The following is a 21,184-nucleotide window of genomic DNA, read 5'->3' on the forward strand; positions in this document are numbered from 1 at the left end:
AGATCGTCGGCCGCCGGGGAGCCCATTAAAGCCTGTGGACGTCATCTTCACCATCGTGTCGCGCAACTATGCGGCCCAGGCGGCGAGCCTGATGGAGAGCCTGGCGGCCGCCGAGCCGAGGGCGGCCCGCGTGGTGGTGACCACCGACGGCCCGATCGCCTTCGCCGATCCGAACATCCGAGTGATCGAGGCCACGACCCTGGTGCCTGACTATGCCCTGATGTGCGCCTATTACGACGCGCTGGAGCTCAACACGGCGGTCAAGCCGCACGCCTTCCGCGCCCTGCTGGCCGAGCCGGGCGTGACCTCGGGCGCCTATCTCGACCCCGACATCTGGGTCTACCGCCCGCTCGACGAGGTGCGCGAGGGTCTGGCCCGCGCGCCCCTGGCCCTGACGCCCCACACCACTCGGCCCCTCTCGGGCGAGGCCAACCCCAACGACCATGTCATCCTGACGTCGGGCGCCTACAATCTCGGCTTCATGGCGGCCCGCGCCGAGCCGCAGATCAACGCCCTGTTGGCCTGGTGGGCGGAGAAGTGCCGGTTCGACTGCCGGGTGGACTTCGCCGCCGGCCTGTTCACCGACCAGAGGTGGATGGACCTGGCGCCTGGCTTCGTCAGCGACCTGGCCCTGCTGCGCACACCGGCGCTCAACCTCGCCTATTGGAACCTGGAGGGGCGCGACCTCGCCAGGACCGGGGACGTCTGGACCATCGACGGCCAGGCGCTGGGCTTCTTCCATTTCTCGGGCTTCGATCCGGCTTTTCCCGGCCTGCTGTCCAAGCACCAGGACCGGGTGAAGGTCGCCGCGGGTTCGCCGCTGGCCGGCCTGCTGGCCGACTATGCCGGCGTGCTGTTGCGCAACGGCCACGAGCAGGCCTCGCAGGTCGCCTACGGCCATCGCGCCTTCCCTTCCGGCCAAGTCGCCACCACCACCCAACGCCGCCGCCTGCTGGCCGCGGCGCGAGCGGGCGAGGACTTCGGCGGCGGCCTGACCGCCCGAGCCGAGACCTGGCTGTCCGTCGAGCCTGGCAGGGGCGAGCGCGACGCCGTCCCGCCGCCGCAAGGTCCCTGGCTGGCCCCGTCAGGGGAGCTGGCGGCCTGGCTGACGGCCGGCCCCGCGAGCCCCGCCATCGACGCGGTGCTGGCCGGTCGCCGGGACCTGCGCGACCGCTTCGTCGCCGATCCCGAGGGCCTGAAGGCCTGGCTGCTGGGTTCGGAATCCCTCGACGGCCGGTTCTCGGCGCGGCTGGTCCCGATCGAGACCTGGGCCGACCCCGACCTGCCCCTGCGCGCTGCGCGCCACGTGGCGGGCGAGACGACCCAGGCGCGGCTTCGGCTGGCGGCCTATGGCCTCGCCGACCGGGCGGGCTGGCCTGCCGCCCTCGCCGCGGACCTGCGCCGTCGCTTCGACGCGCCGGCGCCGGAGCTCGCCCGCGGCCTGCCCTTCCCGCGGCTGTTCCTGGAGATCTGGGAGAGCCGCGGCGACCTGCAGAGACTCTTCCCGCTGCTCACCTTTCGCCAGCGGTTCGCCTTCCTGCGCTGGCTGATCGGCGGCGGACTGGCCGACGCCGGGATCGACCTTTCGGCCCTCCCGGCCAGCGTAGACACCCATCCGGTCTGGGAGCTGGCGCGGCTGACCGTGCGCCGCGAAGCCCCGTCCCTCGCCCGACCCGCCGCCAATGGCCGGATCGGCCAGCTCGTGGTGGTCGAGGCCTGGAGCGAGGGCTGCGCTGGCCGCGAGGCCCTGGTGTTCGACGCCGGCGCCGGCCGCTTCCGGACGCCCGGCGGAGCGCCCGTCGCGCCGCCGGCCCTGGCCGAGCAGGTGATCTACCGGGTCCATCCCGATCTGGTCGCCGCCGACGCCGTGGCTCTGCTGGCCAATGGCGTGACCTGGCGCGGCGCGGCATGAACCTGCTCCCGGCCACGCGCCGTCTGTGGCGGCGGCTGACGCCCGAGCCTGTGCGCCTGGCGTTCCAGCCGATCCTGGGACCGGCGCTCAAGGCCTATGTGCGTGCCCTGGCGCAGCGGCCGCACGAGGCGCAGATCCACGACGGCCCGATCCGGGTGGTCGGCGACTTCGGCGGCTCCTACGGCATCTCGGCCTCGGCACGGTTCGCCGTGCGCGCCTTCCAGGCCCTGGGCGTGCCGGTGGAGGCGGTGGACGTCTCCGGCGCCAAGCTCGACTGGATTGGCGCCTCGGACGCGGCCCGCGCGCCGGGGCCCTGGATCTTCCACATCAACGCCCCGGAACTGCTGGCCGCCCTGGCCTATCTGGGCCCCAAGCAGGTGCGCGGCCCCCGGTTCGGCTACTGGGCCTGGGAGCTGCCCAAGGCGCCCAAGCGGTGGCTGAAGGACGCCGGGCTGATGGACGAGATCTGGGCGCCCAGCGAGTACACCGCCCAGGCCCTGGCGGGGGCCAAGGCGCCAGTGCGGGTCGTGCCCCATCCGATCTTTCTGGAGGACTACCGCGACGTGGCGCCGCTGGCGCGCGAGCCGGGCTTCCTGGCGCTCACCCTTTTCGACTTCAACTCCTCGGCGGCGCGCAAGAACCCAGAGGGCGTCATCGCCGCCTTCGCCCGCGCCTTCCCCGGCGACCCGACCGCGCGGCTGGTCATCAAGACTCAGAACGGCCGCTTGTTCCCGGAGTTGCTGGCCAGGCTGCGGGCCGAGGCGCCGGCCAATGTCGAGGTGCTGGACGCCGTCTGGCCCTATACCCAGGTGAAGGCCCTGATCGCCTCCGCCGACGTGCTGATCTCCCTGCACCGGGCCGAGGGGTTCGGCCTGACCATCGCCGAGGCCATGGCCCTGTCGGTTCCGGTGATCGCCACCGGCTGGTCGGGAAACACCGACTTCATGGACGAGACCTGCGCTCTGGTCGTGCCCTCGTCCCCCGTGGCGGTCGACGATCCTCAGGGCATCTATAGGGGCCAGACCTGGGCCGAGCCCGACATCGACGCCGCCGCCCAGGCCCTGGTCCGCCTCCGGGCCGATCCGGTGCTGGCCAGCCACCTGCGCCAGGCGGGCAAGCGGCGGGTGGCCGAGCGGCTGTCGCCCCAGGCCTGGTTCTCGACCCTGCCCAACGACCTGCGCAAGGCCGCCATGGTCGCGGCCAGCCGGTCGCGGAAGCCTCAGTCGCCTTCGTAGGGCCGGCAGAAGGTGGTGAGCGCGAACACCCCGAGCGCGGTGATGATCGCGGCCGGCACCAGGGTCAGCAGCACCTGATCGGGACCGAAGCCCGCCGCGCGAAGTTCGCCCGCGATCAGCGGACCAGCAATGGAGCCTAACCGTCCGAAGGCGATGGCCGCGCCCGAGCCCGCCGCGCGCACGCCCGGCGGATAGTAGGTCGGGGCCAGCGCGTAGAGGATGTAAAGCCCGCCGACCACGGCGAAGCCCGCGGCCCCAGCGGCGACGAAGAGACCGCCCAGACCGCTGAGCTGCGACAGGGCGTAGAGGGCCACGGCGAGGGCGGCGAACACCGCCGTCATCAGCCCGCGATAGCCGGTACGGTCCGCGACCCAGCCCAGGATCAAGGCGCCGACCACACTGGAGATGTTCATCCAGAAGGAGGCCTGGGCGCCGTCCTGCGGGGTGAAGCCCTTGGCCACCATCAAGGTCGGCAGCCAGTTGAGCAGCAGATAGGTGACCAGCAGGTCGAGGGCGAAGATCAGCCAGATAAGCGAGGTGGCCAGGCCCCGCTTGTCGCCGAACAGCCCCTGGGCCAGACGGCGGTCCACATTCGGGGCGGCGGCGGGCCGGGTCTCGGGCAGGAAGAAGAACACCACCGGCGCCAGCAGCACCGGCAGGGCGCCGCCGATCAGGAAGATGGTCCGCCAGTCCACCGCCGCGCCCCCGAACTGGGCCAGCAGCGCCACGGCCGCGCCCCCGGCCGGCAGGCCGCAGAACATGCTGGTGGTGGTGAGCGCGCGCCGGTTGGGCGGGCTGATCTCGGTGGCGATGGCCATCATGTTGGGCATGGCGCCGCCAAAGCCCAGGCCCGTGGCCAGCCGGGCGATCACCAGGGCCTCGTAGCTCTGCGACAGGGCGGTCGCGACTGAGAAGATGCCGAACAGGGCCACCGACACGGTCAGCACCGGCCGTCGCCCGAAGCGGTCGGCCGCCCAGCCGCCGGTCAGGGCGCCGATCGCCAGGCCGAACATCGCCGCGCTGCCGGCCCAGCCAAGCTGGCTCGGGCCGAGGCCGAGCTCCGGCGCCATGCGCGGCGCGGCTACGCCGAAGGCCTGGATGTCGTAGCCTTCGAGGGCCGCGATGCTGAAGCATATGGCAACGATGAAGCCCGGGCCCAGACGCCCAAAAGCCTTCGCGGTCATGTTGATTCCCTGCCCCTGCGCGGGGCGCATCTGACAGGGCCGTGAGCCTCCGCGCCAGCGGAGATGTTGGGTCCTAGCCGTCCAGCTTGTCGGGCTTGAGGTTCATCAGGCCGCGCCGCTCCAGCTCGCCGATCATCTGGTCGAGCTGGCTGCGCAGCTCGATCATGCAGTCGGGCGTCATGATCAGGTAGCCGGACTGCACCATCTGTTCCTGGCCGGCGGTGTCGGCGACATTGGCCGAGAAGGCCAGCCGGAAGACGCCGGACTGGAATCCAAGCCCCGCCATCTTGTCCCCGAAGATCATCGGAAGGTCGAAGTCTGGCAATCCGGGCGGGCTGGGCATGATCCCAAGATCGCATGATTCCTTCCGGCGTCGGGAACCTAGCGCCGAATCGAGACCCCAATCCGCACCAGACGCGGGGCGGTGAAACTCTCGACGCCGTCGGCGGTCTCGCCCACCTCGATCTCGGCGTCCAGCAGGTTCTCGGCGGCCAGATAGACCTCCGTCGCCGCCGACACGCGCCAGTCGGCGCGCAGGTCGACGCCGAGGGCGGGGGCGAGCTTGCGGCTGTTGAGATCGTCCTCGAAGCGTTCGCCCTCGTAGCGCAGGTCGAGCGCCAGGGTCAGGCGCTCGGACGCTCGCCAATCGGCGCCGGCGGTGATCGTGATCTCCGGGGTCTGGGCGGGACGCTTGCCGGTGAGCTGGGCGGCGGAGGCCCCGCCGTCCACCTCGGCCTTGACCGCCGACAGCGCCGCACGGGCGGTGAGCGCGGCGCCGAGCTCTGCCGAAACGTCGGCTTCGATCCCCCAGGCCTCGATCTGGCCGGCGTTGCGCCGCTGGCGCAGCACGCCGCCCGCCGGGATGAAGCCCGCGGTCGGGAAGGTCCCCGGCCCGAAGCCGATCGTGACATTGGTGATTGGGTCGTCGAGGCGGTTGTAGAACACCGAGAGGTTCCAGCTCAGCACGCCTTCGCCGCTGAAACCGGCCTCGGCGCCGTAGAGGGTTTCGGGTGTCAGGCCGCTATTGGCCTCGGTGACATCATTGCCCACCCGGAACGGGCGGTGCAGTTCGTTGAGGCTCGGCGGCCGGAAGCCGGCATAGGCCGCCCCGCGCAGCCAGGTGTCTCCGGTCAGCCGATGGCGCAGGCCGAAACGGGCGGTGGGCGTGGTCCCCGAATTGTCGGCGGGCTTCAGGTCCAGCAGAACGGCGCCGCTCGCCAGGTCCCGCTCGCGCCGCACGGCTTCGCTGGAACGCCAGCCGTCGATCCGCGCGCCGCCGGTGACCAGCAGGTCGCCACCGTCGTAGACGGCCTCGGCATAGGCGCCGCCCACCAGGGTCTCGCCGCCGGCGATGCGTCCGCGGGTGAAGGCGCCGTTCATCAGACGGAAGCGCTCGCGCACCTCGCCCTCAGCGGCGCGGAAGTCGGCGCCCAACTCCCAGGACCAGGGGCCGGACCTGGCCTGCCAGGCGGCGTTCACGCCATAGCCCAGGGCCGGCGTCGCGTACTGGTCGTTGGCGGGGGTGGTGAGGGCGCGGCCCGCCCCGACGGCCACCGAGGTGTTCTTCAGGTCGCTGGAGCGCAGCCAGGCCTGGACCCGCCAGCCGGCGGCCTCGTCGCTGGGGGCGCGGGCCGCCGTCAGGGTCAACGAGCCGCCGCTGGCGATGGAACGCGCGCCGACCAGCCCCGCGCCGCGCCGTTCCTCATAGGCGCCCAGGCGCACGGCCCAATCGGCCTGGCCGAGACCGCCCTGCAGGCGCGCCGAGATCGCCGCATCGCTGAGCGTGGTGGGCGTGTCGGCCGCGCCAGCCCGGGCGCCGCGCACCGGGACATAGCCGTCGCTGCTGGAGCCGCTGGCCACCACCAGCAGGTTCTGCGTGCCCAGAGCCGCCGCGGCGCGATAGCTTCCCCGTCCACCCGCCGACACCGACAGCGCCGAGAGCCCGTCGCGGGCCCCGGCCTCGCGCAGGGCCACGACGCCCGTCAGCGCGCCCGCGCCATAGGGACCGGCCCCCGCGCCCCGGATCACCGCGGCCCCGTCCAGGCCCTCGCCCGGCAGGGCCGACCAGATCACCCAGCCCCCGAACGGATCGTTCTGCGGCGCGCCATCCAGCGTCACCAGCGCGCGGCCCGCGCCAGACGGCGCTACGGCCCGCAGGGACAGGCCCTGGATGGTCGGATTGGCCGCGTCGCTGCCGGTTCGCCGGAACAGCGACACGCCGGGCGAGCGTTTCAGGGCCACGTCCAAGCGCGGCGATCGGCTCAGGGCCTTGGCGTCGAACGTCTCGACGGAAAAGGCGGCCTCGCCCGCCAGGGGTGGCAACCGGGGCGCTTGGACAATAACGGCGGCGACCTCGGTCGGCGGAGCTTCAATAGGCATGGCGACGTTCTATAGAGCGTTCGCGCGCCTCGGAAAGGCGCCAAGACCTTGGCCCGTCGCATGCGGCGCGCTTAGATGGCGGGCCGCACGGAGCCCAGGCCATGCCCAAGTTCGCCATCAAGCCGCTGACCCCCGCCATCGGCGCCGTGATCGAAGGCGCGGATCTGTCCCAGCGCCTCCCCGACGACCAGCTCGCCGAGATCCGCGGGGCGCTGCTGAAACATCAGGTGATCTTCTTCGAGGACCAGCATATGAGCCCGGTCCAGCACCGGGACTTCGCCGCCCGGTTCGGGGCCCTGCACACCCATCCGCTCTATCCGGGCGTGCCCGAGGCGCCGGAGCTGTTCATCTTAGACAACCACAAGGACAACCCTACCGACAACGACAGCTGGCACACCGACGTCACCTTCATCGAGACCCCACCCATGGCCTCGATCCTCTACGCCAAGCATCTGCCGCCGTCGGGGGGCGACACCATCTGGTCGAACATGAAGGCGGCCTATGAGGGCCTGTCGCCAACGTTCCGGGAGTTCCTGTCGCCCCTCGACGCCGTCCATGACTTCGCGCGCGGCTTCCCGCAGCGGGGCATCGTCGCCAAGGGCGCGGGCGAGGACAAGCACGCCAAGGCCCTGGCCGAGCACCCGCCCGTGTTGCACCCCGTCGTCCGCACCCATCCGGAGACCGGCGAGGACGGGTTGTTCGTCAATTTCGGCTTCACCGACCGGATCAAGGGCCTGCGCCGCAAGGAGAGCGACGCGATCCTGAACATGCTGTTCGAGCACATCCAGAAGCCGGAGTTCCTGATCCGCTGGCGCTGGAGCGACAACGCCGTGGCCTTCTGGGACAACAGGGTGACCCAGCACTATGCGGTCAACGACTACCTGCCCCACCGCCGGATCATGAACCGCGCCACCGTGCTGGGCGATCGCCCCTACCACCGCTCGCGCATGCCGGCCGGCGTCAAGGCGGCGGCGGAATGAAGGTCCATCCCCTCGAATGCGGACGCCTCACCGCCCCCCTCGAACTGATGGAGGAGGGCAAGAGCGGCGGGACGAACATGCCGGTCATGGCCTTTCTGCTGGTCCATCCCGACGGGCGCATGGCGCTGTTCGACGCGGGCCTCGTGCCGGAGATGGACGGGACCGTCGCATCGGGCGCCTTCCACATGTTCCTGCCGCCGGGACATGACGTCGCCTCGCGCCTGCGGGCCATGGACGTCGATCCCGGGCGCGTGGACCGCCTGGTGGTCTCCCACAGCCATTTCGATCACATCGCCGGCGCGGCCCTGGTTCCCAACGCCGAGCTGGTCATCCACCAGGCCGAGCTGGACGCGGCGCTGCAGACCTCGACCAAGGGCTACGCGCGCCGGACCCTGGACCTGGGCCACGCACGGCGCACGACCGGAGACAGCTTCGACCTGTTCGGCGACGGCTCGGCCGAGGTGTTCGCCACGCCCGGCCACACCTGCGGCCACCAGTCGCTGCGGATCCGGCGGCGTTCGGGCTGGGACGTGCTAGCCGGCGACGCCTGCTATTTCTGCGTCACCCTGAGCGAAGAGGGCGTGCAGCCCTATGCCCACGACAAGGCCGTCTATCTCAGCTCGTTGCGGCGGCTGAAGCAGATGGCGCTGGACGGCGACCTGATCGTGCCCGGCCACGACCTGGGGTTCATGGACCGGCTCCCGGCCGACACCACCCTGCAGGCCCCGGCTACTGCCGCGACGGGCTAGCAGCCATGGCGAACTCGCGGCCGCCCAGATTGGCCAGGGCGGTGGCGCAGGCGCGGTTGGCCGCGCTCTGGTCGTCAGCCTTGTAGCGAAGGGTGGTGATCGCCAGGGCGCCGGCCTTGCCGTCGAGCATCTCGATGGCTGTGTCGGCCAGGGTCTCACGCGTATAGACCGCGCTCAGGCAGGCATCGCGGACCTCGCCCGGAGCCTGGGCCTTCTGCAGGGCGCCGAAGGCGGTGAGGCAGGCGTCCTTGGCGCCGGCCACGGCGACTCGGGCGGCGGCGCGCGGCGAGGCGGCGGCGGCGAGTTGGCCGATGTCGCCGCTGGCGCGGTCCATGGCGGTTTCGCAGGGCTCGACGATGCCGCGCACGTCCTGGGCGACTTGGGCGGCCGTGGGAACGGCGGCGGCGACCTGGGTCAGGCGAACGTCGCGGGCCGGCTGGCTGCAGGCGGCGGTCAGGACCAGTAGGCTGGCGAGGAGGATGTTTCGGAACACGGGGAGGACTCCGGCGACGTCAGAGGTACGGAGCCCGAGACAGAATTGACGCCTCCCCGCGTCAAAAATCCTTGGGCAGAGCTCCAGATAGTAGCGCCCAGGGGTTACGCCAAGGTTGCGAGACGTTTCAAATTTCTAATGTGGCGCGAACGCCTCGACCGCGACGCACACCGCGGCGACCACGACCTCGAGCGGTTGGGCGACATCCACCGCCGCGGCGTCCGACGGCGGGGTCAGGGCGGCGAACTGGCTCTCCAGCAGGGCCTGGCCCGCGAAATGACCGCGCCGGGCGGCGAGGCGTTCGCCGATCAGGTCCGAATCCCCCGATAACAGGACATAGCGCACCTGGCCATCGAACCCAGCTTCCAGCCAGTCGCGCACCGCCGGGGTCAGGGCCGAGCAGGCCAGGATCGTCACCGGATCGGGCGACCGCGCCAGGGCCGCGGTCAGGCTCGCGATCCAGGGCTTGCGGTCGGCGTCGGTCAGGGCCGCGCCGGCAGCCATCTTCTCGCGGTTGGCCTGCGGGTGGAAATCGTCGGCTTCGACGAATGGCAGGCCCAGGCGCTCGGCGACCGCCCGGCCCACGGTGGACTTGCCGCTGCCGGCCACACCCATGACCACGATGAGCGCGCGCGGCCTCATGCGTCGTGGAGGAACAGGCCCGCGCAGGCCTCGACGATGGCCTGGGCGTCCAGGCGGTAGCGCCGATAGAGGTCGGGCAGGTCGCCGACCTGACCGAACTCGTCCAGGCCCAGCGGACTGACCCGTTGGCCCAGCACCCCGCCCAGCCAGGAGAGCGCGCCCGGCGAGCCGTCGATGACGGTGACCAGGCCCGCCCCGGGCGCGAGCTTCGAGAGCAAGGCCGCCGCGTGGCTCCGGCGCGGGACGCCGTCCGTCCAGCGCGCCCGCTGGCTGGCCATCCAGTCGCGGTGGAGCAGGCCCGGGGAGACCACGTTCAGCACCCCGATCCCGCCGAAGTCCTCGGCGAGCTGGTCGGCGGCCTCCAGCACCTCAGGCGCAACGGCGCCGCAGAACGCGATGGCCGCCTCGGCGTCCGGGCCCGGCTCGCGCAGCCAATAGGCGCCCTTCAGCGCCTCGTCGCGCCAGGCGTCGTCGGCGCGCTCCACCTGGGGGAACGACCGGGTGGTCAGCCGCAGATAGACCGAACCGCCGTCGTCGGCCTGCATGTGTTCGAAAGACCAGCGCATCACCTCGGCCAGCTCGTCGACGAAGGCCGGCTCGAAATAGGTGAGCTTGGGCTGGCCGATGCCGATCACCGGCGAGTGGATCGACTGGTGCGCCCCGCCCTCGGGGCCGAGCGTCAAGCCGGACGGCGTGGCCACCAGCATGAAGCGGGCGTCCTGGTAGCAGGCGTAGTTCAGCGCATCGAGGCCGCGGGCGATGAAGGGGTCGTAGACCGTGCCGATCGGCAGCAGCCGCTCGCCCCAGACCGCGCCGGCCAGGCCGAGCGCCGCGAGGTTGAGGAACAGGTTGTTCTCGGCGATGCCCAACTCGACATGCTGGCCGGCCGCGCCGCCGCCCCACTTCTGGGTCGAGGGGATTCGCGCGTCGCGGAACACGTCGGGGGTCTCGCGGCGGCGGAACAGGCCGCGATGGTTCACGAACCCGCCCAGATTGGTCGACACTGTCACGTCGGGCGAGGTGGTGACCAGGCGCGCGGCGATGGGGTGGTCCATCTTCGACAGGTCCAGCAGGATCCGGCCGAAGGCGGCCTGGGTCGACTGCTCCCGGCCGTCCGGCACGGGGAACTCGGCGCGGCCGGGGATCGGGATCACCGGGGCGACGGGCCTCCGGTCGGAGGCTTGCGCGAAGGGCGAGGCCTCCACGAAGGCGCGCAGGTCGCGGGCCTCCTGCGCCGGCACGCCGGCATAGGGCTCCCATTCCTGTCCCTCCGGCACGCCAAGGACCTGGCGCAGGGCCTCCACCTGGTTGGGGGTCATCAGGCCTGCGTGATTGTCCTTGTGGCCGGCCAACGGCAGGCCGAAGCCCTTGATCGTGTAGGCGATGAACAGGGTCGGCGTGTCATCCTGAGCCGCCTCGGCATAGGCCTCCAGCAGGGTCTCCACGCAGTGGCCGCCGAGGCCGGTCATCAGAGCCGCCAGCCCCGGCTCGTCATAGCTGTCCAGCAGGGCCTTCACGCCGGGCCGGTCGCCCAGGTCGCGCATCAGCCGCTCGCGCCAGTCGCCCTGATAGGTGAGCGCCGCATAATCGGCGTTGGGGCAGGCGTCGATCCAGGTCCGCAGGTGTTCGCCACCGGGTCGGGCGAAGGCCGCGAGCTGGGCCTTGCCGTGCTTCAGGTTCAGCACCCGCCAGCCGAAGGTGGCGAAGATGTCGTCGAACCGGTCGAACATCCGGTCGGCGGTGGTCGCGTCCAGGCTCTGGCGGTTGTAGTCGACGATCCACCAGGTGTTGCGGATGTCGTGCTTATAGGCCTCGATCAGGCACTCGTAGATGTTGCCCTCGTCCAGCTCGGCGTCGCCCAGGGTCGCCACCATCCGGCCCTCGCGGGCGGGGTCCAGCCAACCGTGGGCCTTCAGATAGTCCTGGGTCAACGAGGCGAAGGCGGTGACCGCCACCCCCAGCCCCACCGAGCCGGTGGAGAAGTCGACGTCGTCGTGGTCCTTGGTCCGCGAGGGATAGGACTGGGCGCCGCCGTAAGACCGGAAGCGCTCGAGCTGGTCGCGCGACTGGCGGCCCAGCAGGTGCTGGATGGCGTGGAACACCGGGCTGGCGTGCGGCTTGACCGCCACCCGGTCCTGGGGCCGCAGGGCGTGGAAATAGAGCGTCGCCAGGATGGTGGTCATCGAGGCGCAGGAGGCCTGGTGCCCGCCTACCTTCAGCCCGTCACGGCTGTTCCTCAGATGGTTGGCGTTGTGGATGGTCCAGGTCGACAGCCAGCGCAGGCGTTCGTCCAGCCGGTTCAGGTGCTCGACGGTGCGGTCGGCGGCGGCGGGCTTCGCGCTGGCGCGGGGCATGGATCGGCGGCTCCTGTCGGTCGCCTTGGCGTAGCATGGCCTCCGGCGGAGAAAATGCCAAAGACAGACGCTCGAGACCCGCGTTCGGGGCAGATTGTGCCTGCACGACCCGGCGAGATTTGGCACAAGGGCCGAAAATCAGGATTGGGGAACCAGATGGGCGACGGCATGGCGGAGGGCGGGCTGCGCGCAGCGGCCATGGAAGCCTGGATCTACGGCCTGCCGCTTATCGAGATGGCCATGACCCGCCAGAACCGGGCGGGATTCGGCGGGGCGCAGAACGTCTTCGGCCACATGCGCGACCTGGCCGACCACAGGATGCGGGCCGTCACCACGCCCAACAACGACACCCTCTACACCAGCGCCCAGATCGACCTGACCCAGGGCCCGGTGACCATCACCCTGCCCCGGTCGGGCGAGCGCTACCTGTCGCTGGCCCTGATGGACGCCTACACCAACAACTTCGCCATACTGGGCACGCGCACCACCGGGCCCGACGGCGGGACCTTCCGGCTGATCGGCCCCTGGGACGCCGCCGAGCCGGGCGACGCGATCCGCAGCCCGACCCCCTGGGTCTGGGCGCTGGCCCGCATCCTGGTGGACGGCCCCGACGACCTCGAGGCCGCCCGCGCGGTCCAGTCGGGAATATCGCTACAGGGGCCGCCCGGCCCCGCCATCGGCCAGTCCTTCGCGCGGCGCGCCGCGCCCTGGCGGGACTATTTCGCGTCACTCGACGCCCTGATGACGCTCAACCCGCCGCCGGCCACGGACCGGGCGATCCTGAGCCGCATGGCGCCCTTAGGCGTCGGCGCGGGCTTCACTCCCGATCGGTTCAGCGACGCCGAGGTCGCCGAGATCGAGGCCGGGGTCGCCGACGCCAGGGTCGGCTTCACCCGCGGCGCCTTCGGCTCGGTGATCGACGGCTGGTCGTACCCGCGCGCGGAGCTGGGCGACTTCGGGCAGAACTACGCCTATCGCGGGCTGGTTGCGGTCGCCGGGCTGGCCGCCCTGCCGCCGGTCGAGGCCATGTACATCCGCGCCATCGGCAAGGGCCGCGGCGTCTTCGACGGCCTGCGCGACTGGCGGCTGCACTTCCCCGCGGGCGAGCTCCCGCCCGTGGAGGCCTTCTGGTCGCTCAGCATCTACGAGGCGACGCCGGACGGTCAGTTCTTCTTCGCCGAGAATCCGCTGGGCCGCTACGCCATCGGCGACCGCACGGAGGGCCTGGAGATCAACGAGGACGGCTCGCTGGACATCTGGATCGGCTCACGCCGGCCCGCGCGCGACAGCAACTGGCTGCCGGCGCCGGAAGGGCCGTTCGGTCTGTTCTTCCGCGCCTACTTCCCCAAGCCCGCCCTGCAGGACGGAAGCTGGCGCCTGCGGGCCCTGGAGGAAGTCGCCTAGGCTGGCTCCTTCACCGGCGGCTCGGAATATGAGGCTGAGGCCGTGATCACCTCGTCGGGGACCGAGATCATCCGCAGATAGGCCTCCTTCGGATAGGCCATGTGCGGCTTGTCCTCGGCATAGGGCGGTTGGGCCACGGGGCTGGCGCCGGCATAGGCGGCCGGCGCCTTGAAGCGTTCCGCCTCCTCGGCGTCGATCCCGGCCTTGGCCAGGACCGCCGGATCGATCCAGCGGACCGGGTCGATGGCCTCCTGCGAGGTGGCGACCTCCAGGGTCATCTGGTCGGGGCCGGCGAAATAGATCGAGCGGCACATGCCGTGGTCGATGGGGCCGATGACATTGATCCCGTGGCTGCGGATGCGGTCGCGCATGGCGATCAGGTCAGCATCGGTGTCCACCCCGAAGGCCAGGTGCTGCAGCGTCCCGGGCGCACTCGGCAGGGCGCCGTTGCCGGCGTGGGTCTTGCCCAGCTCGATGGGGATCTTGTCGACGTCGGGAAGCTGCACGATCGAGAAGTAGGAATGGTCGTTCATCCGCAGGAAGGCGTGCAGCCCGCCCGGCACGCCGTGCATGTCGAACAGGGCCACCAGCGGGCAGCCCATGACCTCCGAGAAGAAGGCGATGTGCTTCTTGATATCCCCGGCCATGAAGGCCAGGTGGTGGATGCCGGTCGGTTGCTGCGCCATGGTTTCCTCCCTGTCGGCTTATGTCGTGCGCGTGATGAGCAGGCCGCCCAGCAGCGCGTCGATGATCAGGCGTTCGTGCGCCTCCCGGGCCGCCGGCTCCGAAGGGTCGAGCCCGAAGCTCTTGCGCATCATGGGCGCTAGGTTGATCACCCCTGCGCCCGCCGCTTGAAGGGTGATGATCATGGTGGCGGCCGGAAAGGGCTTCAGCGCCCCGGAGTCGATGGCGGCCTGGGCGAGTTCGGCCAGGCGGCGGTTGCGCGGCCCGATGAGGTGGGCGTCCAGCCAGTCCAGCCGCTCGCCCCCCGCCATGCCCTCCAGGGCCACGATGCGGCCGAGCGCCGGGTGGTTCCAGGAGATCCGCAGGAAGAGCCGCATGGCCATGCGCAGCTGGACCTCGGGGGTGGCGTCGGCGGCGGCCTCCAGCAACCGCTCCTCCTCGGCGATGACCGCCCGGATCTGCAGCATGGCGGCGCGCCAGAGCTGGTCCTTATCGGCGAAGTGGTAGTGGACGGTCGCCTGGGAGACCCCGGCCTCGGCGGCGATCTCGGCCATGGTCGTCCGCTCGAAACCCAGCCGCGAGAACAGCTCCAGCGCCGCCTCGCGTATCCGCGCCGCGGTCTGGGCCCCCTTCTTGGCGGGACGTTCGGCGACCGCCACGGACATCGGCCTTGACTCCATTGCCAGTATTCCTGATTGCAAGTATTTCTGACTTTAAAATCAGAAAATGAGGTTCGCCGCAAGCACCGCGGACGACGCCCGGGAGGAAGCGATGGCCATCGTCCGTGAGCCCTACGGCTATTCCTACGCCGAGAAGAGCCGGCTGAAGGAGACCTATGGCGGTCCCGAGGGCCAGGTCTTCGTCGAGTGCATGCGCATCCGTCCCGACAGCGGCACATCCAAGACCGTCATCCTGTTCAGCCACCCCATCGGCGGCGGCTCGTTCCTGCCGCTGGTGAGCGCCCTGGCCCGCGCCGGGCGGCACGTCATCTATTGCAACACCCGCTACCGGGGGAACGACACGGCGCTGATCCTCGAGAAGTGCGTGTTGGACCTGGGCGCCTGCGTCGCCGACCTGAAGACGCGCTTCGGCTATGAGAAGGTCGTGCTGGGCGGCTGGTCGGGCGGCGGCTCGCTGTCGCTGTTCTACCAGGACCAAGCGACCCGCCCGACCATCACCGCCACCCCGGCCGGAGACCCGGTCGATCTGGTAGGCGCCGGCCTGCAGCCCGCCGACGCCGTCCTGCTGCTGGCCGCCCATATCAGCCGCTCGGTGACCATGACCGAGTGGATCGATCCCTCGATCCTGGACGAGGACCGGCCCTTCGACCGCGACCCCGAGCTCAATATCTACAGCCCCGATTGCCCGAACCAGCCGCCCTATTCCGACGCCTTCGTGGCCCGGTTCCGCGAGGCCCAGATCGCTCGTAACCGCCGCATCACGGCGCGGGCCAAGCAGACTCTGGCGGACCTCAAGGCCGGCGGCGATCCCGACATGGAGCGGCCCTTCGTGGTCTACGGCACCATGTGCGACGTGCGCTGGACCGACCCGACCCAGGACCCCTCCGACCGGCGGCCCTACACCTGCTATCTGGGCGAGCCGCGCATCGCCAATGACGGGCCTGTGGGGCTCGGCCGCTTCACCACCCTGCGCTCGTGGCTGTCGCAGTGGAGCTATGACGAGAGCCGGGCCAACGGAGTGCTGAACGCCGCGGGCGTCACCTGCCCGACGCTGACCATCAACAACACCGCCGACCTCGCCTGCACCCCCAGCCACGCGCGGCGGCTGTTCGCGGCCCTGGCGTCGAGCGACAAGACCTATGTCGATATCCAGGACGCCGACCACTACTACATGGAGCGCCCAGACCTGCTGCCCCAGGCGACCGCGGCGGTCACCGGCTGGCTGGACGCACGGGGGTTCTAGTCCGCGACGCAAGACGGCCGGACGGGTCGCCCCGTCCGGCCGCCGGCCGCAGCCTCGCTTCGTCGGGTCAGGCGTTGAGGGCCGCCAACCTGCGACGGCGGAGGGCGACACCCGCCAGACCGAAGCCCGAGATCATCAGCGCCCAGGTCGCGGGCTCCGGCACCGCCGAGACCTCGAAGTCGAAGCTCGCCGTGTCGCGTCCGAAGGCGAAGCTGACATTGTCCACCGCGCCGACGAAGGTGCCGCCGTTCCAGCCCGAGCCGACCCCGGTCGAGAAGCCGATCACCTTGGCGCCGGTGTTGGCGGCCGACCATTCGGCCAGGGTGTGCAGGCACGACTGGCAGGACGGACCGACGCCGCCGGGGGCCGGAATGGTGAAGTTGAGCCCCGTGGCCCAGAACAGCGAGGTGGAGGTGTCGATCAAGGTCGTCTGCCAGGCGTCTGTCGCCACCGTGCCCGGGGGCTGGTTGTAGGGCTCGTAGACGAAGTAGCCGAAGCCGCCGGCTGCGTTGTTCATGATCAGTCGATAGGCCGGCGCGGGCGCCGAGCCGATGGTCGAGGCGCTGTCGCGAAGCCAGTCGTAGCCGCCGCCGGTGAAGTCCGACAGCAGTTGCGGCGTGGAGAAATAGTACTCCATGTCGGCCTTGGAGGGGTTCGACCCGTCGGTGCTGAAATAGATGGAGCCGTTGCCGCCGTTGGCGTCGGCATAGTCGGTGGTGATGCCCACCACGCCGTTCTGGCGGACATTGCGCTGCTGCCACTCGTCGGCCGCCGGAGCTTCGCTCCCTAGGGTGGCGCCGGCGTTCGTCGACCGGGTTCCCGCGGAATCCGTCGTGGTCGTCCCCGGCGCGATGGCGCCCAGTTCGGTGTCGTAGACAATGGTCGGGGCGGCATGGGCAGCCGTCGCGAAAACCACCGCCATGGCCGTGGCGGCGAGCATCGTTCTGATATGCAGCGGTACCCCCATTTGTTGAGAAACGTCGACCCTCGATAGCGAAATTCTTGCTCTGGGTGTGGCGACGTTAACCATGCTTAACAGCCCTGGGGTCAGGATTCCCCTCGAGGTTGACTCGCTTGGGCCCACACGGCTGCGATGGCGAACCCGGACGCAGAAAGGCCCGGCCCCGCCGTGGCGGAACCGGGCCTCCATTGAGCGCTCGGTGGCCGGCTCGGGAGCCGCTATGGCCGAGACGAACTCGTCGAAGCGACCAGCGCCGACAACGGGACCTATAGCGTCCGGCAGGGTTCAAGCGCGTGGACGGCCGGCGCCGCAGGAATGGGCCCTGGGCGGGTATGTTCGCCGATCAGCGCATAGACCGGGTTGTCCGGCCAGGAGCCGCCCCCGTCCCGAGAACCGATCTCACGCCAATGAGGCGCCCGTCATCTTTCCCCGTAGCCGGCGCATGCCGCCCAGCCAGCGGTCGTAGTCGCCAGCCTTGCGCTGCATGTAGCTGAGCACGATCGGGTGCGGCAGGATCAGGAACGTCTCCGCCGCCAAGCCCTCGATCACGCTTTCGGCCACCGCGTCGGGGGTCAGCACGCCGTCCAGGTTCTGCGGCTGGGACGCCGCGTCGCCCTGGCGCAGCATGGCGGTGTCGACGCCCTGTGGGCACAGGATCGAGATCTTGAGGCCCTGGTCGCCGTGGGTGATCGCCAGCGACTCCGCGAAGCCCACCGCGGCGTGCTTGGTCGTCGAATAGACCGCCCCGCCGATCTGCGAGAGCAGACCCGCGGCCGAGATGGTGTTCAGGAGATAGCCGCCGCCCCGCGCCTGCATGCCCGGAATGACCGCGCGGGCGGCGTGCACATGGGCCATGACGTTGACGTTCCAGGCCCGCTGCCAGATCGCGTCGGGCGACGAGGCCGCGTTCTGCCGGTCGGGATCGCCGTCGCCCACGCCGGCGTTCGAGCAGAAGAGGTCGATGCCGCCGTGGCGCGCCTCGACATCGGCCACCATGGCCGCCATGGCCTCGCCGTCGCTGACGTCCAGGGTGGCGGCCTCGCCGCCGATCTCGCGGGCCACCGCGGCAGCCCCCTCGCCGTTGCGGTCCGCCACGACCACGACCCGCGCGCCCTCGTGGGCGAAGCGGCGGCAGAGCGCCGCCCCGATCCCGTCGGCGCCGCCGGTCACAACGACGACCTTGTCCTTCACATGCATCGGTAGCGTCCTTCTCGATCGGAGGTCAGTTCGCTTCGGCGTAGCCGGCGAACGAGTGTTTCAGGGTGGCGTGGTTCAGGAGCATCTCGGCCACCGGCTTCTCGCCGCGCGCGTCGAAGGCCCGCGTGCGCACCCAGTAAGACTCGGTGCGCTTGCTCTCGGCCAGTGCGACGATCTCGCGCCGCAGGATGTAGTCCTCGCCCACGAACAGCGGCCCGTCGATCAGCCGGATCTCCTGGTCGGCGAAAAGGCCAACCGCCGGTCCCTTCACCGGGAAGGCGGCCTCGCGGCTGGAGTGTTCGAACAACACGCTCAGCATCTCGAACGGGATGATCGCCCGTCCCCAGGGCGATGCCGCGGCGTCAGAATACCAGGGCGAGGTCTCGGTGATCGCCGCTAGCTTCTGGTTCAGGCTGAAGGGATAGAGCGCTCCCATGTTCTTGTCGGGGTCCATCCGCACCCGCTCGTCCTTCGCGCCGGTCATGCCGACATTCAGGTCCTCCAGGATCAGCAGCCGGCCGGGCGCGCGCAGGGCCGCCATGCGAGTTTCCAGCAAGGTCGGTCCGGCGTCGGAACCCAGGCTCGCGCTCGCTTCCAGGACCGGCGTGCCGTCCGCCTTCTCGGCCCACACCCGCGTGGACGTGGCCCCTGCAGGCGGGATCTCGGCGAAGGCGCGGACCTCCTCGCCCTCCACGACCATGTTCAGGAAATGGGACGAAAGGCAGCCGCGCTCGAACCAGGCCTGTCCCCAGATCCGGGCGAGCAGCGGCTGGAACTGGCTGAAGTGCGTAGGCCCCTCGATCGGCCCCGCGCGGAACCCCAGCTTCTCGGCCATGGCGTCGTCGTGGATCGACGAGTGCCCGCCATATTCCTGGTCGGACAGCATCTGCCTGGGTCGGCGCAGGGGGCCGGCGAGGCTGAGGGGGGTCGCGAAGCTCATGCGCGTCTCCTTCCACTGCAGCAGCGCGCGGTCTGCGTCTGCATCTGCGTCCACCGGCGCTTAGAGCCGGCGCAGCAGGATCTACATAGACGCTCACAGATGGAATCCAAACAATTGTTTGAATCTCGAATAGGCTTTGCGCGAAACTGCTGCGCCGGAGATCCGGATACGCGCGCTGGCCGAAGCTGGAGTCGAGTGGCCAGGCGAAGGTGTCGGATGTCTAGGGGCAGCCACGCCGACTCAGCTCGGCAGTCGCCTTCAACCGGGACTCGTCCTTCTCATCGACCGCGAAGGTGAAACACGGCCTGCGGAATGTAGCCGGGGCGCATCCGAGAGAGGTCCGGCGCTAGGCTCCCGTTGCGTCGCCGGTGATCCGCCAGGTTCCGTCGCGCAGCCAGCCGGCGGCTTCGAAAGGATGCGCCAAGATCATGGTTCCCCCGCCGCGGGTCAGTCGGTAGGTGCGGCCCTCCAGGACAATTTCATCGTCGTCTTGAACGAAATCCTGCAGGTTCGCGGTCACGAGGACGTCGGCCCGGCCGGCCCAGGCTGTTTCGAGCACATGCCGATCCTCGATGTCGTGGATAGGGATAACGCCGACGCGGCCAAGCGTGAGAGAGGGGCCGATGTGGGCATAGCCCGCGATCGCGTCCACCAGCGCGCTCGCTTCCGAGAGATCGAATTGGAGCTGGCCCACAAGAACGAGCTTTAGGCGTTCGAGCATGCCCCAGGAGACGACGAGTTGCAGCGGCTCACGCCCGGCTTGGCCCGATCGCGCCGCTTCTACTAGAGTTTGCGATGCGGTCCCCTGCCGGCCGGCGCGATCGGCGAGATAGGCGGCGCACCAGACGTTGAGATCCAGGCAAATCCTAACCACGGAATGGCCAGTCAACGGCGGCGCGTGATCCGCACGGCCTCCGAAAGGATATCCTCCTCGGAGGCATCCGCCGGCAAGGTCGAGGGCGCACGGCCAAGACCCGCCTTGAGGGCGTCCTCGTATTGGCGGTCAAGCAGCGTTCGGCCAACAGCCCACGCAGCTTCGTCGATCGCCTGATCGCCTTGGGCTTCGATCCGGCGCAGGGCGTCGCGCGCCGACGCCGGCAGGCGCACGTACCAGCGCACCGCAGCGGCGGTGATCTGTGAAGACGTGCGGTCTTCGAGCTTCGCCATTTCACTGACGCGCGAAGCCGTGGCCTCATCGGTGTGCGCGGACAGCGTCGCCATGCCGGTTCTCCAGATCCTATAGGAGCTATATATAGATCGCCGAGCCATAGCTGACAAGCCACCCAGCGTCATGGAGTGCGTCAGCGCTGAAATTCGCAACCCCGACCGTTCGAGAAGGCCGCCTCGTCGAGTCGCCGGCCGCTAGCCCGGGAAGACGGCTATCTCGCGGCAGTTTGGCGGTCGACGCCTTAGCGGATGCGCATCAGCTACCTGGGTTACGACTGAGTTCTCTGCGGCCAACGTCGACAACAAGCACCACGCCCGACCCAATACCCCGGAGTAAAACGCCAACGAAACTAGGCGGCCGAGCGCGCGCTGCTCTAGTCGGTTGATTCACAGGAGAATTTGGCGCGCCCGGAACGATTCGAACGTCCGACCCTCAGATTCGTAGAATATATCCAGCCGTTTTCGGGGCCACTCTACAGTACTACTGCTTTCATTTTCTGGATATTTATGCCATTGTTCCGTAAGGCATTTTTCGTAGTCTGGCGAATGTTGGCGCGATCGAACTGAGTACACCCTCGGAATCGGCTTCCCCCGACTAATCCCCGACTAAAATTCTGAGGGCCTCATGGCATCTCAACAGCTTCTGCTGACCGACAAGGCGATCATCCGGCTGCCCTTCGCGACGTCAGGCCAGTACAAGGCGCGTGACACCGAACTTGGAGGGTTCTTCGTCCAGGTTGGCAAGCGCTCCAAGACCTACATGGTCGAGGGCGAGTTCTGGCGCCATGGCGTCCGCGAAATCCGCGCTCAGATCAAGCTAGGCGAGTTCGGGGACATCACCACTCGCGAGGCTCGCACCAAGGCCAAGGAGGCGCTCGCGTCGATCGCGCGGGGCGAGCGGCCCGGCGAAGCGGCCAAACCCAGACCCGGGGCGATTACGCTCCGCGGCGCATGGGAGCGATACAGGGACGCCCACCTGA

At 69.9% G+C, this 21,184-nt stretch carries 20 protein-coding genes; 7 read left to right on the forward strand and 13 right to left on the reverse strand.

Translation table 11 applies throughout. The annotated features are described in order from the left end of the window. The first annotated feature begins 34 nt into the window (after positions 1-34). Positions 35-1,912, forward strand: a complete 1,878-nt coding sequence (locus Q8Q77_RS20555; RefSeq protein ID WP_305585969.1) for a hypothetical protein — start codon at positions 35-37, stop codon at positions 1,910-1,912. Beyond that, positions 1,909-3,147: a glycosyltransferase family 4 protein gene (locus Q8Q77_RS20560; protein WP_305585971.1), complete on the forward strand. Its 1,239-nt coding sequence runs from the start codon at positions 1,909-1,911 to the stop codon at positions 3,145-3,147. The genes Q8Q77_RS20555 and Q8Q77_RS20560 overlap by 4 nt, the downstream gene beginning before the upstream one ends. Here Q8Q77_RS20560 and Q8Q77_RS20565 read toward each other — a convergent pair. The 3 genes from Q8Q77_RS20565 to Q8Q77_RS20575 all read right to left on the reverse strand — a co-directional run bounded on the left by Q8Q77_RS20565 (position 3,132) and on the right by Q8Q77_RS20575 (position 6,710). Then, positions 3,132-4,331, reverse strand: coding sequence for an MFS transporter (locus Q8Q77_RS20565; protein ID WP_305585972.1), 1,200 nt, complete (start codon positions 4,329-4,331; stop codon positions 3,132-3,134). The genes Q8Q77_RS20560 and Q8Q77_RS20565 overlap by 16 nt on opposite strands. A gap of 73 nt (positions 4,332-4,404) precedes the next feature. Then, positions 4,405-4,674, reverse strand: coding sequence for a hypothetical protein (locus Q8Q77_RS20570; protein ID WP_305585973.1), 270 nt, complete (start codon positions 4,672-4,674; stop codon positions 4,405-4,407). Between the two features lie 38 nt (positions 4,675-4,712). Continuing rightward, positions 4,713-6,710 (reverse strand): TonB-dependent receptor, encoded by a 1,998-nt coding sequence (locus tag Q8Q77_RS20575; protein WP_305585975.1) that lies wholly within the window; start codon positions 6,708-6,710, stop codon positions 4,713-4,715. Between the two features lie 101 nt (positions 6,711-6,811). Here Q8Q77_RS20575 and tauD point away from each other — a divergent pair, with 101 nt between their 5' ends. Both tauD and Q8Q77_RS20585 read left to right on the forward strand, forming a co-directional pair. Continuing rightward, positions 6,812-7,690, forward strand: coding sequence for a taurine dioxygenase (gene tauD, locus Q8Q77_RS20580; RefSeq protein ID WP_305585976.1), 879 nt, complete (start codon positions 6,812-6,814; stop codon positions 7,688-7,690). Then, complete coding sequence (locus tag Q8Q77_RS20585; RefSeq protein ID WP_305585978.1) at positions 7,687-8,439, forward strand: N-acyl homoserine lactonase family protein; 753 nt, start codon at positions 7,687-7,689, stop codon at positions 8,437-8,439. The genes tauD and Q8Q77_RS20585 overlap by 4 nt, the downstream gene beginning before the upstream one ends. Here Q8Q77_RS20585 and Q8Q77_RS20590 read toward each other — a convergent pair. From Q8Q77_RS20590 to Q8Q77_RS20600, 3 genes are all read right to left on the reverse strand, one after another. Further along, on the reverse strand, positions 8,420-8,932 hold the full coding sequence (locus Q8Q77_RS20590; RefSeq protein ID WP_305585980.1) for a hypothetical protein: 513 nt from the start codon (positions 8,930-8,932) through the stop codon (positions 8,420-8,422). The two genes, Q8Q77_RS20585 and Q8Q77_RS20590, sit on opposite strands and share 20 nt — an antisense overlap. A 135-nt stretch (positions 8,933-9,067) precedes the next feature. Next, entirely contained in the window at positions 9,068-9,574 is a 507-nt protein-coding gene (locus Q8Q77_RS20595; RefSeq protein ID WP_305585982.1) for a gluconokinase, read from the reverse strand. Continuing rightward, positions 9,571-11,928 (reverse strand): transketolase, encoded by a 2,358-nt coding sequence (locus Q8Q77_RS20600; RefSeq protein ID WP_305585983.1) that lies wholly within the window; start codon positions 11,926-11,928, stop codon positions 9,571-9,573. The genes Q8Q77_RS20595 and Q8Q77_RS20600 overlap by 4 nt, the downstream gene beginning before the upstream one ends. Before the next feature lie 156 nt (positions 11,929-12,084). On the opposite strand from Q8Q77_RS20600, the gene Q8Q77_RS20605 reads away from it, so the two are divergent. Next, positions 12,085-13,332, forward strand: a complete 1,248-nt coding sequence (locus Q8Q77_RS20605; protein WP_305585984.1) for a DUF1254 domain-containing protein — start codon at positions 12,085-12,087, stop codon at positions 13,330-13,332. Here the strand turns inward: Q8Q77_RS20605 and Q8Q77_RS20610 are convergent. Beyond that, a complete protein-coding gene (locus Q8Q77_RS20610; protein ID WP_305585985.1) occupies positions 13,329-14,018 on the reverse strand; it encodes a VOC family protein in 690 nt (229 codons plus the stop codon). The genes Q8Q77_RS20605 and Q8Q77_RS20610 overlap by 4 nt on opposite strands. 18 nt (positions 14,019-14,036) lie before the next feature. Further along, positions 14,037-14,681 (reverse strand): TetR/AcrR family transcriptional regulator, encoded by a 645-nt coding sequence (locus Q8Q77_RS20615; protein WP_305585986.1) that lies wholly within the window; start codon positions 14,679-14,681, stop codon positions 14,037-14,039. Positions 14,682-14,787: 106 nt separating this feature from the next. On the opposite strand from Q8Q77_RS20615, the gene Q8Q77_RS20620 reads away from it, so the two are divergent. Beyond that, positions 14,788-15,939: a S9 family peptidase gene (locus Q8Q77_RS20620; RefSeq protein ID WP_305585987.1), complete on the forward strand. Its 1,152-nt coding sequence runs from the start codon at positions 14,788-14,790 to the stop codon at positions 15,937-15,939. 67 nt (positions 15,940-16,006) lie between these two features. Here Q8Q77_RS20620 and Q8Q77_RS20625 read toward each other — a convergent pair whose 3' ends face one another. From Q8Q77_RS20625 to Q8Q77_RS20645, 5 genes are all read right to left on the reverse strand, one after another. Then, the gene (locus Q8Q77_RS20625) at positions 16,007-16,879 is read right to left on the reverse strand and encodes a PEPxxWA-CTERM sorting domain-containing protein (RefSeq protein WP_305585988.1); all 873 of its coding nucleotides are present in this window, start codon (positions 16,877-16,879) and stop codon (positions 16,007-16,009) included. Between the two features lie 420 nt (positions 16,880-17,299). Next, the gene (locus tag Q8Q77_RS20630; RefSeq protein ID WP_305585990.1) at positions 17,300-18,097 is read right to left on the reverse strand and encodes an SDR family oxidoreductase; all 798 of its coding nucleotides are present in this window, start codon (positions 18,095-18,097) and stop codon (positions 17,300-17,302) included. 25 nt (positions 18,098-18,122) lie between these two features. Further along, positions 18,123-19,037 carry a hypothetical protein gene (locus Q8Q77_RS20635; protein ID WP_305585991.1) on the reverse strand — a complete coding sequence of 305 codons (915 nt, stop codon included), beginning with the start codon at positions 19,035-19,037 and terminating at the stop codon, positions 18,123-18,125. 346 nt (positions 19,038-19,383) lie between these two features. After that, the gene (locus tag Q8Q77_RS20640; protein WP_305585992.1) at positions 19,384-19,926 is read right to left on the reverse strand and encodes a putative toxin-antitoxin system toxin component, PIN family; all 543 of its coding nucleotides are present in this window, start codon (positions 19,924-19,926) and stop codon (positions 19,384-19,386) included. Then, positions 19,923-20,258 carry a hypothetical protein gene (locus Q8Q77_RS20645; RefSeq protein ID WP_305585995.1) on the reverse strand — a complete coding sequence of 112 codons (336 nt, stop codon included), beginning with the start codon at positions 20,256-20,258 and terminating at the stop codon, positions 19,923-19,925. Before Q8Q77_RS20645 ends, Q8Q77_RS20640 begins: the two co-directional genes overlap by 4 nt. Before the next feature lie 571 nt (positions 20,259-20,829). Here Q8Q77_RS20645 and Q8Q77_RS20650 point away from each other — a divergent pair. After that, positions 20,830-21,184: Arm DNA-binding domain-containing protein (locus Q8Q77_RS20650; protein WP_305585996.1), on the forward strand; the 355-nt coding region annotated here is incomplete at its 3' end.

Source organism: Phenylobacterium sp., assembly GCF_030698145.1.
GTDB lineage: Bacteria > Pseudomonadota > Alphaproteobacteria > Caulobacterales > Caulobacteraceae > Phenylobacterium.

Coding starts and splice junctions, on each gene's coding strand:
- Q8Q77_RS20560 (WP_305585971.1), top strand. CDS start 1,909: ATGAACCTGCTCCCGGCCACGCGCCGTCTGTGGCGGCGGCTGACGCCC.
- Q8Q77_RS20565 (WP_305585972.1), bottom strand. CDS start 4,331: ATGACCGCGAAGGCTTTTGGGCGTCTGGGCCCGGGCTTCATCGTTGCC.
- Q8Q77_RS20570 (WP_305585973.1), bottom strand. CDS start 4,674: ATGCCCAGCCCGCCCGGATTGCCAGACTTCGACCTTCCGATGATCTTC.
- Q8Q77_RS20575 (WP_305585975.1), bottom strand. CDS start 6,710: ATGCCTATTGAAGCTCCGCCGACCGAGGTCGCCGCCGTTATTGTCCAA.
- tauD (WP_305585976.1), top strand. CDS start 6,812: ATGCCCAAGTTCGCCATCAAGCCGCTGACCCCCGCCATCGGCGCCGTG.
- Q8Q77_RS20585 (WP_305585978.1), top strand. CDS start 7,687: ATGAAGGTCCATCCCCTCGAATGCGGACGCCTCACCGCCCCCCTCGAA.
- Q8Q77_RS20595 (WP_305585982.1), bottom strand. CDS start 9,574: ATGAGGCCGCGCGCGCTCATCGTGGTCATGGGTGTGGCCGGCAGCGGC.
- Q8Q77_RS20600 (WP_305585983.1), bottom strand. CDS start 11,928: ATGCCCCGCGCCAGCGCGAAGCCCGCCGCCGCCGACCGCACCGTCGAG.
- Q8Q77_RS20605 (WP_305585984.1), top strand. CDS start 12,085: ATGGGCGACGGCATGGCGGAGGGCGGGCTGCGCGCAGCGGCCATGGAA.
- Q8Q77_RS20610 (WP_305585985.1), bottom strand. CDS start 14,018: ATGGCGCAGCAACCGACCGGCATCCACCACCTGGCCTTCATGGCCGGG.
- Q8Q77_RS20615 (WP_305585986.1), bottom strand. CDS start 14,681: ATGTCCGTGGCGGTCGCCGAACGTCCCGCCAAGAAGGGGGCCCAGACC.
- Q8Q77_RS20620 (WP_305585987.1), top strand. CDS start 14,788: ATGGCCATCGTCCGTGAGCCCTACGGCTATTCCTACGCCGAGAAGAGC.
- Q8Q77_RS20625 (WP_305585988.1), bottom strand. CDS start 16,879: ATGCTCGCCGCCACGGCCATGGCGGTGGTTTTCGCGACGGCTGCCCAT.
- Q8Q77_RS20630 (WP_305585990.1), bottom strand. CDS start 18,097: ATGCATGTGAAGGACAAGGTCGTCGTTGTGACCGGCGGCGCCGACGGG.
- Q8Q77_RS20635 (WP_305585991.1), bottom strand. CDS start 19,037: ATGAGCTTCGCGACCCCCCTCAGCCTCGCCGGCCCCCTGCGCCGACCC.
- Q8Q77_RS20645 (WP_305585995.1), bottom strand. CDS start 20,258: ATGGCGACGCTGTCCGCGCACACCGATGAGGCCACGGCTTCGCGCGTC.